At 38.5% G+C, this 16,882-nt stretch carries 12 protein-coding genes and 1 pseudogene; 11 read left to right on the top strand and 2 right to left on the bottom strand.

Translation table 11 applies throughout. From position 1 onward, the window contains the following. Positions 1–76: 76 nt before the first annotated feature. The 11 genes and pseudogenes from lrp (at position 77) to O1Q80_RS07855 (ending at position 14,940) form a co-directional block, all read left to right on the top strand. Positions 77–556, top strand: coding sequence for a leucine-responsive transcriptional regulator Lrp (lrp, locus tag O1Q80_RS07905; RefSeq protein WP_386686649.1), 480 nt, complete (start codon positions 77–79; stop codon positions 554–556). Between the two features lies 1 nt (position 557). After that, positions 558–3,308, top strand: coding sequence for a DNA translocase FtsK (locus O1Q80_RS07900; protein WP_386694237.1), 2,751 nt, complete (start codon positions 558–560; stop codon positions 3,306–3,308). A gap of 17 nt (positions 3,309–3,325) precedes the next feature. Further along, positions 3,326–3,952 (top strand): outer membrane lipoprotein chaperone LolA, encoded by a 627-nt coding sequence (lolA, locus tag O1Q80_RS07895; RefSeq protein WP_386694234.1) that lies wholly within the window; start codon positions 3,326–3,328, stop codon positions 3,950–3,952. 53 nt (positions 3,953–4,005) lie between these two features. After that, entirely contained in the window at positions 4,006–5,349 is a 1,344-nt protein-coding gene (locus O1Q80_RS07890) for a replication-associated recombination protein A (protein WP_386694231.1), read from the top strand. A gap of 67 nt (positions 5,350–5,416) precedes the next feature. Continuing rightward, entirely contained in the window at positions 5,417–6,709 is a 1,293-nt protein-coding gene (gene serS, locus O1Q80_RS07885) for a serine--tRNA ligase (RefSeq protein WP_386686638.1), read from the top strand. Between the two features lie 72 nt (positions 6,710–6,781). Continuing rightward, positions 6,782–8,452: an energy-dependent translational throttle protein EttA gene (gene ettA / locus O1Q80_RS07880; protein ID WP_386694228.1), complete on the top strand. Its 1,671-nt coding sequence runs from the start codon at positions 6,782–6,784 to the stop codon at positions 8,450–8,452. Between the two features lie 130 nt (positions 8,453–8,582). Continuing rightward, positions 8,583–10,817, top strand: coding sequence for a TonB-dependent siderophore receptor (locus tag O1Q80_RS07875; RefSeq protein ID WP_386694225.1), 2,235 nt, complete (start codon positions 8,583–8,585; stop codon positions 10,815–10,817). A gap of 45 nt (positions 10,818–10,862) precedes the next feature. Next, positions 10,863–12,539, top strand: coding sequence for an ABC transporter ATP-binding protein/permease (locus tag O1Q80_RS07870; RefSeq protein WP_386694222.1), 1,677 nt, complete (start codon positions 10,863–10,865; stop codon positions 12,537–12,539). A gap of 298 nt (positions 12,540–12,837) precedes the next feature. After that, positions 12,838–13,782 (top strand): annotated as a pseudogene (gene msrB, locus O1Q80_RS07865) (peptide-methionine (R)-S-oxide reductase MsrB); the annotation flags it as partial. A gap of 1 nt (position 13,783) precedes the next feature. Beyond that, positions 13,784–14,434 (top strand): cytochrome c biogenesis CcdA family protein, encoded by a 651-nt coding sequence (locus tag O1Q80_RS07860; RefSeq protein WP_386686633.1) that lies wholly within the window; start codon positions 13,784–13,786, stop codon positions 14,432–14,434. Positions 14,435–14,466: 32 nt separating this feature from the next. Further along, complete coding sequence (locus tag O1Q80_RS07855) at positions 14,467–14,940, top strand: redoxin family protein (protein ID WP_386686631.1); 474 nt, start codon at positions 14,467–14,469, stop codon at positions 14,938–14,940. A gap of 64 nt (positions 14,941–15,004) precedes the next feature. Here O1Q80_RS07855 and O1Q80_RS07850 read toward each other — a convergent pair whose 3' ends face one another. Then, positions 15,005–15,424, bottom strand: coding sequence for a DoxX family protein (locus O1Q80_RS07850; RefSeq protein WP_386686628.1), 420 nt, complete (start codon positions 15,422–15,424; stop codon positions 15,005–15,007). 24 nt (positions 15,425–15,448) lie between these two features. Beyond that, positions 15,449–16,744, bottom strand: coding sequence for a glutamate-1-semialdehyde 2,1-aminomutase (gene hemL / locus O1Q80_RS07845; protein ID WP_386694220.1), 1,296 nt, complete (start codon positions 16,742–16,744; stop codon positions 15,449–15,451). Between the last annotated feature and the right edge of the window lie 138 nt (positions 16,745–16,882).

Here is a 16,882-nt window from a genome sequence, read left to right as displayed (position 1 = left end):
TTTTATCTGATTTACTGATATATTAAGACATTCACTGTTGACTAGCAGAATTTTATTCTTTTATAGGGGGGATTATATGGATAAAAAATTAGTGAAGCCTTTTGATGCTATTGATATCAAAATTCTTGATGAATTGCAACGGAACGGTAAAATTTCAAATATAGACTTATCTAAAAAGGTTGGTCTTTCTCCAACACCTTGTTTAGAACGGGTAAAACGTTTGGAAAAACAAGGCGTTATTATGGGTTATCGGGCATTATTAAATCCTGAATTATTAGAAGCTCCGCTATTGGTTATTGTTGAAATTACCCTTGTGCGTGGTAAGCCAGATGTATTTGAAGAATTTAATGATGCAGTTCAGTTATTAGATGATATTCAAGAATGTTATTTGGTTTCTGGTGATTTCGACTATTTACTCAAAACACGAGTGGCAGATATGTCAGCCTATCGTAAATTACTGGGTACAACGTTATTACGTCTTCCTGGTGTAAATGACACTCGTACCTTTGTAGTTATGGAAGAAGTGAAACAAACGAATTTTTTACAATTAAAATAAAATGATTAGAAAAATAACAGACGGTTTTTCACCAAAACATTATTTGGTGGAATTTTTATTTGGATTGACCGCACTTTTCGGTTTTTATTTGATTATCGCTTGGTCGAGCTATAGTCCCTTTGATAATGCTTGGTCAGTAGCGAGTTATCAAGATCAAGTGATCAATAAAGCTGGGCATTTTGGTGCTTGGGTGATTGATCTATTTTTCGTATTATTTGGCTATGTTGGTCATTTATTACCGTTCTTACTATGTATTGCACCGATTTATTTTATCCGTACTAAACGTGTAGATAGCCTGACTTGGACACGCTTTTTATTAAGAATGTTCGGTTTTGTGTTATTAATGCTTGGCTTAACCGCACTTTCTGCAATGTTACTCTCAAATACTAGCGATTATTTATCTGGCGGTGTGTTAGGCGGAATGTTAATAAAATATAGCGTGCCGTTATTGGGTCAGTTTGGTTTACTCATGTTTGGTGTGGGATTTAGTATTCTCGGCTTTGTTTTTTGCTCAGGTGCCTCCTTAATTCGTTTACTAGTGAGTTTTTATAATTGGTTAACGGTTAAAAATGATGAACCAGCAGAGGACACGGAACAAGTTACGCAACAACAAATAGCGACAGAATATGATGTAGAACAGGATATTCAGCTTCAATCGACTGTTGTTCAAGAAACACAAGAAGTAGCAGATGAGCATAATCCAATTTATATTTCTGGATTAAATGAATCGCAAGTGGCTCAACATCAAGTACAAGCAGAATTTGATGGTGTAACGACAGGGTTTACATCAATTGAATTGGAAGCAGCAGAATTACCAGAAGTAAAAATTGCTCAACCTAATGGCTTTGATTCAGAAAATATTACCGTAGCATTGCCAGAGCAAATGACTTCAGATGACCATCAGGTTGACCAACCTGACTTCTTATCTACCAATACATTAACAGTGCAGTTACCTGATGAGATTAATACAACCGTTATTCCAGAGGTAAAATTAACCCCACCTAAACCGCTAACGCCTGTAGAAAATGAAGATTTGGATGCACTTTCAGCGGAATTAGCTAATCAATTTGCTCAACAAGAAGCAGAGAGAGAACGGCAACGTTTGGAACAAGCTCAACAATTAGGCGTGCATTTAGTCGATGATATAGATGATGTTGCTGTTGAATCCGAGGTGGAAGAAGAAGTAATACAAAATGGCTTGCGTACTATACCGATTGATAAATTAGTAGAATTATATGGTGATCATAAAGTTAAAGAGAAACCAACCACAGAATTACCCGTATTAGATTTATTGGATAAACGTGTTGTACAAACACAAAATATTTCCGAACAACAAATTCGAGAAACATCAAGACGCATAGAGCAACAGTTGCAAAATTTCAAAATTAAAGCAACAGTGAAAGGGGTATTAGTTGGTCCTGTCGTTACGCGTTATGAATTGGAGTTATTACCTGGGGTGAAAGCCTCCACGGTGAGTAAAATTGATACGGATTTAGCTCGAGCGTTGACCTTTAGAGCAATTCGTGTCACAGAAAGTATTCCAGGTAAACCTTATATTGGCATTGAAACACCGAATAAAGAACGCCAAATTGTGCCATTGCGAGATGTGTTAGATAGTGATGAGTTCCGCAATAGTAAAGCCTTATTGCCGATGGCATTGGGTAAAGATATTAGTGGTACACCAATAGTGATTGACTTAGCCAAAACACCACATTTATTAGTGGCAGGTTCCACGGGGTCAGGTAAATCGGTTGGGATTAATACCATGATTTTAAGTTTGTTATTCAAAGTAAAACCTGAAGAAGTCAAATTTATTATGATTGACCCGAAAGTAGTGGAATTGTCGATTTATAATGATATTCCGCATTTGCTTACGGAAGTCGTAACCGACATGAAAAAGGCTGCTAATGCGTTACGTTGGTGTGTGGATGAAATGGAACGCCGTTATCTATTATTGTCGCAATTACGTGTACGTAATATTGAAGGCTTTAATGAACGCCTTGATAATTATCGTGAGCAAGGGATTGGGATTCCTGATCCTTTATGGAAACCTGGTGACACCTTAGACAATATGGCTCCATTATTAGAACGAATGAATTATATTGTTGTCATAGTGGACGAGTTTGCCGATTTAATGATGCAAGTGGGTAAACAAATTGAAGAACTAATTGCTCGTTTAACGCAGAAAGCACGTGCCGTTGGTATTCACGTAATTTTAGCTACTCAACGTCCCTCTGTCGATGTCATTACTGGCTTGATTAAATCAAATATTCCAAGCCGAATAGCCTTTACGGTAGTACAACGTAATGACTCTCGTACCATTCTGGATCAGAATGGGGCGGAATCGTTATTAGGTATGGGGGATATGCTTTATCTTGGTAACGGTACTACTGATCTGGTGCGAATTCATGGGGCTTATATGTCTGATGATGAGGTATCAAGAGTCGCTGATGATTGGCGTGCAAGGGGCAAACCAAATTATATTTCATCTATTTTGGAAAGTGTTGATGATGATATGGTAGATGGCGATAACGATTTTTCGTCCAGTAGTGAAGATCTAGATCCGCTTTTTGATAAAGCGGTTGAAATTGTAACGAATACCGGCATGACATCCACTTCTTTTATTCAACGCCGTTTGAAAATTGGTTTTAACCGTGCTGCGAATTTAATGGATCAGTTGGAAGAACAAGGGATTGTGTCAGAAATGCGTAACGGTAAACGTGAATTATTGACCCGTACGCCTGATTATTAGAATAGGAAAGTAGAATAATGAAAAAAATATCACAAAAAATCACCGCACTTTTAACTTTAGCATTGGTAACGCCTTTTGTATTTGCGGATGCTGCTACTGAATTACAATCACGTTTGCAAAAAGTGCAAATGTTCAGTGCAGAGTTTAATCAGAATGTCAGTTCAGCGAATGGTAAACAAGTACAACAGGGGGCAGGTACATTGCAGATTAAACGTCCGAATTTATTCCGCATGGATACCAAAGCACCGCAAGAAAGCCAAATTATTTCTGATGGTAAAACACTCTGGTTCTACGATCCTTTTGTGGAACAAGTGACTGCAAATTGGGTAACAGAAGCGGTGAATAATACCCCTTTTGTGTTGTTAACCAGCAATGATAACGGTCATTGGCAACAATATAGCGTGGTGCAAAATAGCGATACGTTTGTGTTAAAACCGAAAGCTAAAAATAGCAATATTAAGCAATTTGATGTGCGAATTGATGCGAATGGCGTGTTAAAAGGCTTTAGTACCATTGAGAAAGATGGTCAATCAAACCTATATATATTACGTAATATTCGTAATGATAATATTGCCGATACGGTGTTCCAATTTAGCGTACCGAAAGGGGCTGAATTTGATGATCAACGGAAGAAGAAAAAGTAATGATATAAGGGTGTATTGCATACGCCCTTTATCCCCGTTCTAAAGGATAATTTATGTCCAACCTTAACCTAAATTTCACCGATACTGACTTCCGCCCACTTGCCGCTCGTATGCGACCACGCACTTTAGATGAATATTGCGGACAAGCACATTTGATCGGGCAAGGCAAGCCACTGCGTAAAGCCATTGAAGCGGGGCATGCTCATTCCATGATTTTATGGGGACCTCCAGGGACGGGTAAAACTACGTTAGCGGAAATTATTGCTCATCGTATTAATGCCGAAGTAGAACGCCTTTCAGCTGTTACCAGTGGTGTGAAAGAAATTCGAGAAGCTATTGAACGTGCTAAACAGAATCAACTCAATGATCGCCGTACCATTTTATTTGTCGATGAAGTGCATCGCTTTAATAAAAGTCAGCAAGATGCTTTTCTGCCACATATTGAAAATGGCACGATTATTTTTATCGGAGCAACTACTGAAAATCCGTCTTTTGAATTGAATAGTGCCTTGCTATCTCGTGCTAGAGTGTATATTTTAAAATCCCTAGATAAGCAAGATATTCAGCAGGTATTACAACAAGCCATTGATGATCCTGAACGAGGATTCGGTAAACTGCGGTTAAAAATCGAAGATAATTTATTGGCATTATTAGCGGAATATGTCAATGGTGATGCTCGTTTAGCCTTGAATTGTCTTGAATTAATGGTGGATATGGCAGATGAAGATCAGAAAAATGGCAAGATTTTACACCGCACTTTATTAACCGAAGTGCTAGGTGAACGGCAAGCTCGTTTTGATAAACAAGGGGATCGATTTTACGATTTGATTTCTGCGTTGCATAAATCAGTACGAGGTTCAGCTCCTGATGCCGCCTTATATTGGTATGCACGGATTATTACTGCGGGTGGCGATCCCTTATATGTAGCTCGCCGCTTATTAGCCATTGCGTCAGAGGATATTGGCAATGCAGATCCAAGAGCTATGCAAGTGGCATTGGCTGCATGGGATTGTTTTACCAGAGTCGGTGCAGCAGAGGGAGAACGAGCTATTGCTCAAGCTATTGTGTATCTTGCGGTTGCGCCGAAAAGCAATGCAGTGTATCGTGCATTTAATCAAGCTAAAGAATTGGCAAAAAAAGCGCCAGATTATGATGTACCAATTCATTTACGCAATGCTCCAACAAATTTAATGAAAGAAATGGGGTTAGGTGCAGAATACCGTTATGCCCATGATGAACCAAATGCCTATGCAGCAGGTGAAAATTATTTTCCACAACAATTAAAAGATACCCAATTCTATTTTCCAACCAACCGTGGTATGGAAGTTAAAATAAAAGAAAAATTGGATTGGCTGACCCAACTCAATAAACAAAGCACAAAAGTGCGGTGGAAATAATGGAAATTCCAGCTAAATCGTTATAGAATAAAAACAATTTTTACGGCATTAATAATAAGGAATAAAAATGATCGATCCGAATTTACTACGCAATGACCTTGCTAAAACTGCTCAATTATTAAAATTAAAACGTAATTTTGATTTAGATGTTGCCAAAGTTACTGAATTAGAAGAACATCGCAAACTGTTACAAGTGAAAACAGAAACATTACAGGCAGAACGTAATGCACGTTCAAAAGCTGTTGGTAATGCAAAAGCTCGTGGTGAAGATATTGATGCTTTGCTAAAAGATGTGGACAGCATGAATATTCAATTAACTCGAGCTAAAGCATTATTGGACGATGTATTAAGTGAGTTAAACGAAATTTATTTAACCATTCCAAATTTACCCGCCGATGAAGTGCCGTTAGGTAAAGATGATAAGGAAAATAAAGAAATTTCACGCTGGGGAACGCCACGTCAATTTGATTTTGAAATTAAAGATCATGTTACCTTGGGTGAACAACTTAACGGTAGTTTAGATTTTGCTGCTGGTGTAAAATTGAGCGGAGCAAGATTTGCGGTGATGAAAGGTCAAATTGCCAAAATGCACCGTGCTTTAGCCCAATTTATGCTCGATTTACACACTGGACAACACGGCTATACGGAAACTTATGTGCCTTATTTAGTCAACCATGATACCTTATATGGCACAGGGCAATTACCAAAATTTGGTGAAGATTTATTCCATACCAAACCATTGGAGGGTGAAGTCCCTTACGCCTTAATTCCAACCGCAGAAGTGCCAGTCACCAACTTAGTGCGTGATGCAATTCTTGACACCGAACAATTACCGTTAAAAATGACGGCACATACACCTTGTTTTCGTTCCGAAGCGGGATCTTATGGACGTGATACACGTGGTTTAATTCGTATGCACCAATTTGATAAAGTGGAAATGGTGCAAATTGTTGAGCCTGAAACCTCCATGCAAGCCTTAGAAGAATTAACAGGTCATGCGGAAAAAGTATTGCAATTATTGAATTTACCATATCGTAAAGTGTTGCTTTGTACGGGTGATATGGGCTTTGGTTCGTGCAAAACCTACGATTTAGAAGTTTGGGTACCTGCTCAAAATACCTACCGTGAAATTTCATCTTGTTCTAATATGTGGGATTTCCAAGCTCGTCGTATGCAAGCCCGTTGCCGTGCGAAAAGCGATAAGAAAACTCGCTTAGTGCATACCTTAAATGGTTCTGGTTTAGCGGTGGGGCGTACCTTAGTTGCCGTATTAGAAAATTATCAAAATGCTGATGGTTCCATTACTGTGCCAGAAGTATTACGTCCTTATATGGGCGGATTGGAAGTGATTGGAAAATAATCATTCCTTAAATCCCAAAAAGTGCGGTATTTTTCACCGCACTTTCCTTATTTTATAAAGAGAGAATAAAAAATGTCATCACAATTCGTTTTCACTATGCACCGAGTAGGCAAGGTTGTTCCGCCGAAACGTCATATTTTGAAAGATATTTCCTTGAGCTTTTTCCCTGGGGCGAAAATCGGGGTTCTTGGTTTAAACGGTGCAGGTAAATCCACCTTATTACGCATTATGGCTGGCGTAGATAAAGAATTTGAGGGGGAAGCTCGTCCACAACCAGGGATTAAAATCGGTTATCTTCCGCAAGAACCAAAATTAGAGCCGCAACAAACCGTGCGTGAAGCCATTGAAGAAGCGGTTTCGGAAGTAAAAAATGCCTTAACCCGTTTAGATGAAGTTTACGCTTTATATGCCGATCCTGATGCAGATTTTGATAAACTCGCAGCGGAACAAGCCAATTTAGAAGCTATTATTCAAGCTCATGATGGACATAATTTAGATAACCAATTAGAACGTGCTGCCGATGCCTTACGTTTACCAGAATGGGACGCGAAAATTGAACATCTTTCAGGGGGCGAACGTCGCCGTGTAGCATTGTGTCGTTTATTGCTCGAAAAACCCGATATGTTGTTATTAGACGAACCAACCAACCACTTAGACGCTGAATCCGTAGCGTGGTTAGAACGTTTCTTACACGATTATGAAGGTACTGTGGTGGCAATTACCCATGACCGTTACTTCTTAGACAATGTCGCAGGTTGGATCTTAGAACTTGACCGTGGTGAGGGTATTCCATGGGAAGGTAATTATTCTTCTTGGTTAGAACAAAAAGAAAAACGTTTAGCCCAAGAACAAGCCACCGAGTCCGCTCGTCAAAAATCTATTGAAAAAGAATTAGAATGGGTTCGTCAAAATCCAAAAGGTCGTCAAGCGAAAAGTAAAGCACGTATGGCACGTTTTGAAGAATTAAATTCAGGCGAATATCAAAAACGTAATGAAACCAACGAACTCTTTATTCCACCTGGTCCACGTTTAGGGGATAAAGTGATCGAAGTTGAACATTTAACCAAATCTTACGGTGACCGCACTTTGATTGATGATTTATCGTTCAGCATTCCAAAAGGGGCGATTGTGGGGATTATCGGGGCAAATGGGGCAGGGAAATCTACTTTATTCCGTATGTTGTCAGGCAAAGAACAGCCAGATAGCGGTTCCATTACCTTAGGGGAAACTGTGACCCTAGCGTCGGTGGATCAATTCCGTGATGCGATGGACGACAAAAAAACCGTGTGGGAAGAAGTGTCTAACGGACAGGATATTTTAACTATCGGTAACTTTGAAATTCCAAGCCGTGCTTATGTGGGGCGTTTTAACTTTAAAGGTGTCGATCAGCAAAAACGAGTCGGCGAATTGTCGGGCGGTGAGCGTGGTCGTTTGCATTTAGCTAAACTGCTACAACGTGGTGGCAATGTATTGTTATTGGACGAACCGACCAATGACTTAGACGTAGAAACCTTGCGTGCCTTAGAAAATGCCATTCTTGAGTTCCCAGGTTGTGCGATGGTGATTTCCCACGACCGTTGGTTCTTAGACCGTATCGCCACCCATATTTTAGACTATGGCGATGAAGGCAAAGTGACTTTCTACGAAGGTAACTTTACCGACTACGAAGAATGGAAAAAGAAAACCTTAGGCGAAGCGGCGACTCAACCGCATCGGATTAAGTATAAACGAATGACCAAGTAGTAGTTAAATAAACTAAGATAGTATTGGGGGAAAATCTCCCGACAATCTAGTTGAAAATGATTTTCATTATGCTAGAATACGGCTCTCTTTTTGAGAGCCTATTTTTTATTCAATCTAATTTGGAAAGCCTATGAAAAAACATTCATTAAGTGTATTAACACTACTTGTATTAAGTACCACTTCAGTTTATGCTGAAAATAACACCGTACAGCAAGATTCTGCATTAAATGCTGTTGAAGTGAAAGCATCTAGCGGTGAAACCACCACTGAACATAATAAATCCTTAACCACCTCTGCAATGTCCACTACTACAGGTTTAGTGCTTTCACCTCGTCAAACTCCACAATCGGTCAGTGTGATTACCAATACCCAATTAAGCGAACAAGGCATTACTAGCATGGAACAAGCCTTGCGTAATACTACTGGTGTGAACGTAGTAAAAGACAGTGGTAAATATCGTTTCCAATCCCGTGGTTTCTACATTAATAAAATTGAAGAAGATGGTCTAGCCACCAGCGTTCTCGGTGGTAACAGCGGTAATCCTTATCGTGATGCTCAAAGTATGACCGATCTTGCCATTTACGATCATATTGAAGTGGTGCGTGGTGCAACAGGCTTAACCCAAGGGGTTGGCGAACCTGGTGGTACGATTAATGCGGTACGCAAAAAACCAACGGCACAAACCCAAGCCAGCGTTGAAACCTCCGTGGATCGTTTTGGTGCATTGCGTGCCGTGGGCGATGTTTCTGGCAGTTTAAACCAAAGCCAAACTATTAGCGGACGTTTAGTGGCAGTGGGCGAACGTGAAAGAACCGCACAAGATGACGTAAAAAATAATAAAGGCACAATCTATGGTGTGTTAGATTTTGTGTTAAATGATTACAACAAATTCACTATTGGAGGTTTATACCAAGATCAAAAAGAAGTGCCTGATTATTGGGGGATCCCAATGGCAGTTGGCGGCGGCAATGCTGGTTTTTCTCGTGACACCTATTTAGGTTACAATTGGAATGAATTGCGTACTAAGAAAACCAATGTATTTACCGAATTTGACCATTATTTCAACGATGATTGGAAATTAACCAATAAAATTAGCTACACCAAAAATCAATCTGATAGCCAATTAGCAGGGATTTATAACAGTTCAACTAGCTATCAAGGTTATACGTCTGGTTCAACACTGGCGACACAAAATATTCAAAAATATGAGAATGACGGCAAACAATTTGTGGTGAATACCAATTTAAACGGTAAATACAGTTTATTTGGTCGCCAACACGAAGTCTTTTGGGGTCATAACTATTCTTATGAAAGAACCGACACTACTTGGAAAAGAGCAAGAAATTCTACTGCATTTAATCCATTTGAATTCCAAGGTAATGAGTTAAATGCTCCAGATTGGAATAGCGTGAGTAGTAATGGTGGGTATGCGGATCGTACGTTTTATGATTCAAGAATTATTTCTAACGCGATTACCGCAGGGACGAAATTCCAAGCGACCGATGATTTAGCCCTTATTTTAGGCACACGTTACGAAAATTATCGTTCCGTAGGCAATACCAATTATGATACTTGGAGCTATGTACCTGATACGGATGCTGATATCCATTCCAAGGTAAGACGTGTTCGCTTTATCCCTTACTTTGGTGCAACCTACGACATCAATAACAACCATAGCATCTACGCCAGCTACACCAGCATTTTCAAACCGCAAACAGCAACCGATGCGGAAGGTAAAATCTTAGATCCGATTGTCGGCACGAATATGGAATTAGGCTGGAAATCTGAATTTTACGATGGCAAATTAAACACTGCACTTTCTGTGTTCCGTATTGAACAAGAAAATCGTGCCGTGACGATCTCCGCAGCAAATTCACACACAGGAAGAGCCTATTCTGTACCTACTGGACTCATTCGTAGCCGTGGGGTAGATGCGGAAATTTCAGGCGACTTAACTGAACGCTGGAAACTCTTTGCAGGTTACACTTTCAACATCAGCGAATATCGCCGTGCGGAAAGCAATACTTATACGCAAGGCATGGAATTTAGCAAACATACGCCGAAACATTTGTTCCGTCTATACACCAGCTATAACTTGCCGATTGATGATAATAAATGGACCATTGGCGTTGGGGTAAATGCTCAAACTGCTGCGTCTAGCATATATAACGTATCCCAAGGTGGCTATGCGTTATGGAGTGCTAATATTCAATATGCGGCAACTCCAAATATCAAGTTAAGTTTAATTGGCGATAATCTTACCAACAAACTTTATTATGAAAATCATAGAGTACGTACTTTGGGTATTAACAACCATTACGGCGAAGGACGTAATGTGACCTTTAAATTTAGTTGGAATTACTAATCAAAGTTAACACAAGGGCGAACAACGTTTCGCCCTGCTTTTCTTATGCAAACCTTAAAACATTTTCTTACTCTCGCTCGCCCTTTTTGGGGAAAACCACAGCAATGGCGTGAATGGCTGTTATTATTTGCCGTTATCAGTTTTGCTTTGTTGATTATCCAAATGAGCGTCAATATTACCCAATGGAATAAAGCCTTTTATGATGCGGTGGCGGATTTTAATGGCGATATTATTCCGTCATTAATTATTAATTATTTAATTTATATTGCTTTTATTGTTGCTTTTATTGTATTCGGCAACTGGTTACGCAAGCAGCTGATTTTCCGCTGGCGTTTGCAACTTACCGAGCAATTTCAATCTCTTTGGCTAAACCAACATCGCCATTATCAACTGCAGTTTTATCACTCATATATAGATAATCCTGATCAACGTATTGCCGAAGATTCTGCCTTATTAAGTGAGTTAAGCATTGATTTATTTAAATATTTTATTATGAACATTGCCAAACTCGTGGCATTTATTACGTTATTGTGGCAAATGTCAGGGGTACAAAACGTTCAAATTTTTGACCGCACTTTTCATATTTACGGCTATTTAGTTTGGGTGGCATTACTTTATTCAGTACTTTGCACGCTTTTTATGCACTGGATTGGGCATAAATTACAACCTCTCAATATTGAAAAACAACATCGTGAAGCGGATTACCGTACAAATTTGGTTCAGATTAAAGAAAATGCAGAGCAAATTGCCATTTATCAAGGTGAACCCAATGAAAAGTATAGACTTAATCATCGTTTTCAACAGATTAAACAAAATTGGCAGGAGTTAATTGCCCGAGAATTTAAAATTGAGCTATTTTCAGCCAGTTATTTACGCATCAGTCTATTTATCCCGATTTTAGCCACTTTGCCCATGTATCTCACCCGTACGATGACATTCGGCGATATGATGCAAGCTCGCAGTGCCTTTGGCAATGTACAAGATGGCTTTGGCTGGTTTATGGATTATTATAAAAAACTCATGCAATGGTCAGCGGTGATTGCTCGTTTATCTCAATTTCAACAAGCGTTAGAGAAAGTGCCTACGAGTAAAACTCAAATAATCATTGAGCCACAGACGGAAATTCAGGTCAAGCAACTTGCCTTATATACACCTGAAAAACACTTTTTGGTTTCGAATATTTCTTTTCATTTAACCGCAGGAAATTGGTATCAAATCAGTGGAAAAAGTGGCGTTGGAAAATCTACGCTACTTCGCACTCTGGCTGGATTATGGCGTTATTATCAAGGTGAATTGAAAGTACAAACGTCGTCTTTTTTATTTTTACCCCAAAAGCCGTATTTATTTGAAAGCGATTTACGCCAATTATTAAGCTATCCACGGCAGACTATTGCCGATGATGAAGCATTAAAACAAGTATTAAATTGGGTCGGCTTAGATCCATTAACCGAGCAACTGGACTGCATTAAACCTTGGCATAAACAACTTTCTGGTGGTGAGCAACAACGTATTAGTCTTGCTAGAGCCTTATTACATAAACCGAGTTTGCTTTTTTTAGATGAAGCTACCAATCAACTGGACGAGCAAAGTGCTATTCAGCTTATGCAAACACTGAAGCAACAGTTGCCCGATTGTTTGTGTGTAGGAATTAGTCACCAAAATTCATTGGAAAAGATGTTCGAGAGCAAGATTAACTTAGGACGCTCCTTAATCCATTCGTGATAAAATAGACGAAAAAGCCACCGCACTTTCATTAATGGTTTGAACTTTAAATCATCAAGTGCGGTATTTTTTATAAAAATATGAAATTTTTTGTAAGTATTTTACTTATGCAACGACTAACCTAATATGAAAGATATTCTTTCATGAAAAATTTAACAAGGAGAAGATTATGAAATACAATAAATTGTTTTTATTATTTATTTCAGCTATGGCAGTAAGTCCAATCACCATGGCAAATAGTGAGAAACCAGCAATGGAGGTTAAGAGTATGAATTCAGCAACAAATATGCAAAAAGAAGACATTCGTGAAATTTATCTGGCTGGTGGTTGTTTCTGGGGCATTGAAGCCTATATGGAAAGAATATACGGGGTAAAAGATGCGACATCGGGTTATGCCAATGGTAAAACCGAAAAAACGAATTATCATCTGATCGGCAGTACCGATCATGCGGAAACCGTTCATGTAACCTATGATGCAAATAAAGTTTCGTTAGATAAATTATTGAAATACTATTTCCAAGTAATTGATCCAACTAGCGTGAATAAGCAAGGTAATGACCGTGGTCGTCAATATCGTACGGGTATTTATTATCAAAATGAACAGGATAAAGAAATTGTTTTAAAAGCCATTCAGGCACAACAAGCGAAATATAAAGATAAAATTCAAGTGGAAGTAGAACCATTGAAACATTATGTGTTGGCGGAAGAATATCATCAGGATTATTTGAAGAAAAATCCTAATGGTTATTGTCATATTGATTTAGAGCAAGCCAACCATATTATTATTGATCCAAAAGATTATCCAAAACCAAGTGATGCAGAATTAAAAGCGAAATTAACCCCGTTACAATATTCCGTTACACAAGGTAAAAACACGGAACGTTCATTTAGTAATGAATACTGGGATAATTTTGAAGCAGGGATTTATGTGGATATTACCACTGGTGAACCATTATTTTCTTCCGCGGATAAATTTGAATCTGGTTGTGGTTGGCCTAGCTTTACCAAACCGATTGACAAGGATGTGGTTACTTATGCCGATGACAGAAGTTTTAATATGCTGAGAACTGAGGTTATTAGCCGTAGCGGTAAGGCTCATTTAGGACATGTGTTTGATGATGGTCCAAAAGATAAGGGTGGATTACGCTATTGTATTAACAGTGCAGCGATTAAATTTATTCCATTAAATAAAATGGAAGAAGAACATTATGGTTATTTAATCAATTTAGTTAAAGGGAATTAAGATGTTTGATCAAAATTTATTAATTAGTAGTGTTTTTTTGGCGGGATTACTTTCTTTTTTATCGCCTTGTATTTTCCCAATCGTACCGATTTATTTTGGTATCTTGAGTAAAGGTGGTAGAAAGATCTTAAATACCTTTTTGTTTGTGTTAGGTTTATCTGTCACCTTTGTTGGACTAGGTTTTGGGTTTGGTTTTTTAGGTGATGTGTTATTCAATGATAAAACAAGAATTATCGCTGGGATTATTGTGGTGATTCTTGGCATACATCAGCTAGGTATTTTTAAGATTAAATTCTTAGAACAAACCAAATTGGTGGAAATTAAAACCAGCGGTAAAAGTTCATCTATTGAAGCCTTTGTTTTAGGATTAACCTTTAGCCTTGGTTGGACACCTTGTATTGGACCAGTGTTAGCCTCTATTTTGGCGTTATCTAGTAATGATGGTTCAGCGTTATATGGTGCAGCGATGATGTTTGTTTATGTGTTAGGTTTAGCCACACCGTTTATTGTATTTTCCTTCTTCTCTGACACTTTATTGAAAAAGGCAAAATCTATGAATAAACATTTAAACAAATTTAAAATGGTCGGTGGTATATTAATCATCTTAATGGGTATTCTATTAATTACCAATAACTTACATATTTTTATGTAGTGGCAAAATTTAATATAAGGAGATTTTAAACAATGAAAAAATTATTAGCGTTAGTGTTTATGTTATTTAGTGTTAATTCATTTGCAGCGGGAGAAACGACATTGAAAGATATTCAATTTAAAGATCTGAACAACAATACTGTGACACTTGAGCAATATCAAGGCAAAAAACTGTATGTCAAAATGTGGGCATCTTGGTGTCCGATTTGTCTAGCAGGTTTGGCTGAAATTGATGAGTTAAGTGCGGATCAAAATAAAGATTTTAATGTTGTCACCATTGTTTCACCAGAACACAAAGGTGAAAAATCCACAGGTGATTTTATTGAATGGTACAAGGGACTAGAATATAAAAATATTGTGGTGTTACTTGATGAAAGTGGTGAAGTGCTTAAACGCACCAAAGTTCGTGGCTATCCGTCAAGTTTAATTGTGGATCAAGAATTAAATTTACAAAAAGTAATTCCAGGGCATTTAGGAACGGCACAAATTAAACAAGCGTTTAATTAGTCATGCTACCAAGGAGGGTAGGGGGGCTAACCTTTGGGTTAGCCCTTTTTTTTATAAGCTAAGATTAATCTGCTTTCAACGCATATTTGCCAGAACCAAGGTGCATAATTGCCCAGAATGCAAACAGATAAGTGGTAACACCTTCAATCGCCCAAGCACCCGTTGGAGCAAGTGCAAAAATGAGCGGAACGTATCTTACCAGAATAATGATGATACAAGAAATTACGCCAATGAAAGCATTAATACGCGTGAAAACCCCAAACATAATAAAAATGGGTACAACTATTTCACATACATAAACGGCATTAGCAAAGAAAGCTGGCAATCCGAGTTCAATAAATCTATCCGTGATAAAATCTATGCCTCCCGTGACTTTATGAATGCCGTGTAATAAAAACATAAAGGCAAAGCTAACACGCAAAATGAATTTTGCGAGATCTGGTTTATCGACTAATTGGTTGATTTTTTCGATTGATGTACTCATAAATAGTTCCTTCTTGTGTTTGAGTTAAATAGTTTGTTGAGCTAATTGTGCAAAAGCCCAATCTGCTACAGCTAAAGTGCGGTCAATATCTTCATCAGAATGTGCTAATGACATAAAACCTGCTTCATAGGCAGAGGGTGCAAGATAAATTCCTTTTTCTAACATTAAATGGAAGAAGCGATTAAATGTTGTGGTATCACATTGCATAACCTGTTGGAAATTGGTGATTTCTTGCTGTTCTGTAAAGAATAGACCGAACATGCCGCCTACATATTGTACTTGGAATGGTATGTTGTGTCTATTTGCAAGCATTTTTAAGCCTAGAGCGAGTTTTTTCGTTTTTTCAGCTAATTTTTGTTGATTGCCGTCTTTGCTTAATTCGGTTAAACAAGCTAACCCAGCTGCCATGGCGATTGGGTTGCCAGAAAGTGTACCAGCTTGATAAACGGGACCTGTTGGTGCAATGTATCGCATGATTTCTCGTTTTCCACCAAATGCCCCTACAGGCATACCGCCACCAATAATTTTACCTAAACAGGTTAAATCAGGTGTAACGCCATAATAAGATTGTGCGCCGCTTAACGCCACACGGAAACCTGTCATGACTTCATCAATAATAAATACGGTGCCGTATTGATCGCAAAGTTGACGTAAACCTTGTAAGAACCCGTCTTTGGGCGGAATACAGTTCATATTGCCTGCCACAGGTTCAATAATTAAACAAGCAATCTCGTTAGGATATTGCTCAAAGGCTTGTTTGACTGAATTAAGATCGTTATAAGTACAGGTTAAGGTATGTTTAGCAAAATCTTCTGGTACACCAGGGGAGCTTGGTTGACCTAGAGTTAATGCACCTGATCCTGCCTTAACTAATAAAGAATCTGAATGACCGTGATAACAACCTTCAAATTTGATAATTTTATCTCGTCCTGTGTAGCCACGTGCTAAACGAATAGCAGACATAGTGGCTTCCGTGCCAGAACTGACCATTCTCACCAGTTCAATAGAAGGCATGAGTTGGCATACTAATTCCGCAAGCGTAATTTCGCTTTCCGTAGGTGCACCAAAACTTAATCCATTTGGCACGGCTTTTAACACGGCATCAATAATCGCAGGGTGATTATGTCCGAGAACCATTGGTCCCCATGAGCCGACATAATCAATATATTGTTTGCCGTCTGTATCAGTAATATAGGCTCCAGCGGCTTTTTGAATAAACACTGGCGTTCCGCCAACGCCTTTAAATGCTCGAACAGGGGAATTGACCCCCCCTGGGATAACTTGTTCAGCTCGAGAAAAAAGTGCGGTTGAATTTGACATATTTTTTCCTTTTATCATCAATAATACGCAATTATTGTACTGTATTTTCTCTATAATTTTTGTTTTTTTGTAAAAATATTCTGCAATCAGATAGGATTAATGCTATGCTTTGCAATATTTTTAGAGGTTTTAGAGGTA

The organism is Lonepinella sp. MS14435 (assembly GCF_042485795.1).
Taxonomy (GTDB): Bacteria; Pseudomonadota; Gammaproteobacteria; order Enterobacterales; family Pasteurellaceae; genus Lonepinella.
The sequence above is the reverse complement of the archived record's forward strand: the minus strand, read 5'-3'. Positions and strand labels throughout refer to the sequence as shown.

Excerpts from the sequence above, each read along its gene's own strand:
- lrp (WP_386686649.1), top strand. The coding sequence starts at position 77 with ATGGATAAAAAATTAGTGAAGCCTTTTGATGCTATTGATATCAAAATT.
- O1Q80_RS07900 (WP_386694237.1), top strand. The coding sequence starts at position 558 with ATGATTAGAAAAATAACAGACGGTTTTTCACCAAAACATTATTTGGTG.
- lolA (WP_386694234.1), top strand. The coding sequence starts at position 3,326 with ATGAAAAAAATATCACAAAAAATCACCGCACTTTTAACTTTAGCATTG.
- O1Q80_RS07890 (WP_386694231.1), top strand. The coding sequence starts at position 4,006 with ATGTCCAACCTTAACCTAAATTTCACCGATACTGACTTCCGCCCACTT.
- serS (WP_386686638.1), top strand. The coding sequence starts at position 5,417 with ATGATCGATCCGAATTTACTACGCAATGACCTTGCTAAAACTGCTCAA.
- ettA (WP_386694228.1), top strand. The coding sequence starts at position 6,782 with ATGTCATCACAATTCGTTTTCACTATGCACCGAGTAGGCAAGGTTGTT.
- O1Q80_RS07875 (WP_386694225.1), top strand. The coding sequence starts at position 8,583 with ATGAAAAAACATTCATTAAGTGTATTAACACTACTTGTATTAAGTACC.
- O1Q80_RS07870 (WP_386694222.1), top strand. The coding sequence starts at position 10,863 with ATGCAAACCTTAAAACATTTTCTTACTCTCGCTCGCCCTTTTTGGGGA.
- O1Q80_RS07860 (WP_386686633.1), top strand. The coding sequence starts at position 13,784 with ATGTTTGATCAAAATTTATTAATTAGTAGTGTTTTTTTGGCGGGATTA.
- O1Q80_RS07855 (WP_386686631.1), top strand. The coding sequence starts at position 14,467 with ATGAAAAAATTATTAGCGTTAGTGTTTATGTTATTTAGTGTTAATTCA.
- O1Q80_RS07850 (WP_386686628.1), bottom strand. The coding sequence starts at position 15,424 with ATGAGTACATCAATCGAAAAAATCAACCAATTAGTCGATAAACCAGAT.
- hemL (WP_386694220.1), bottom strand. The coding sequence starts at position 16,744 with ATGTCAAATTCAACCGCACTTTTTTCTCGAGCTGAACAAGTTATCCCA.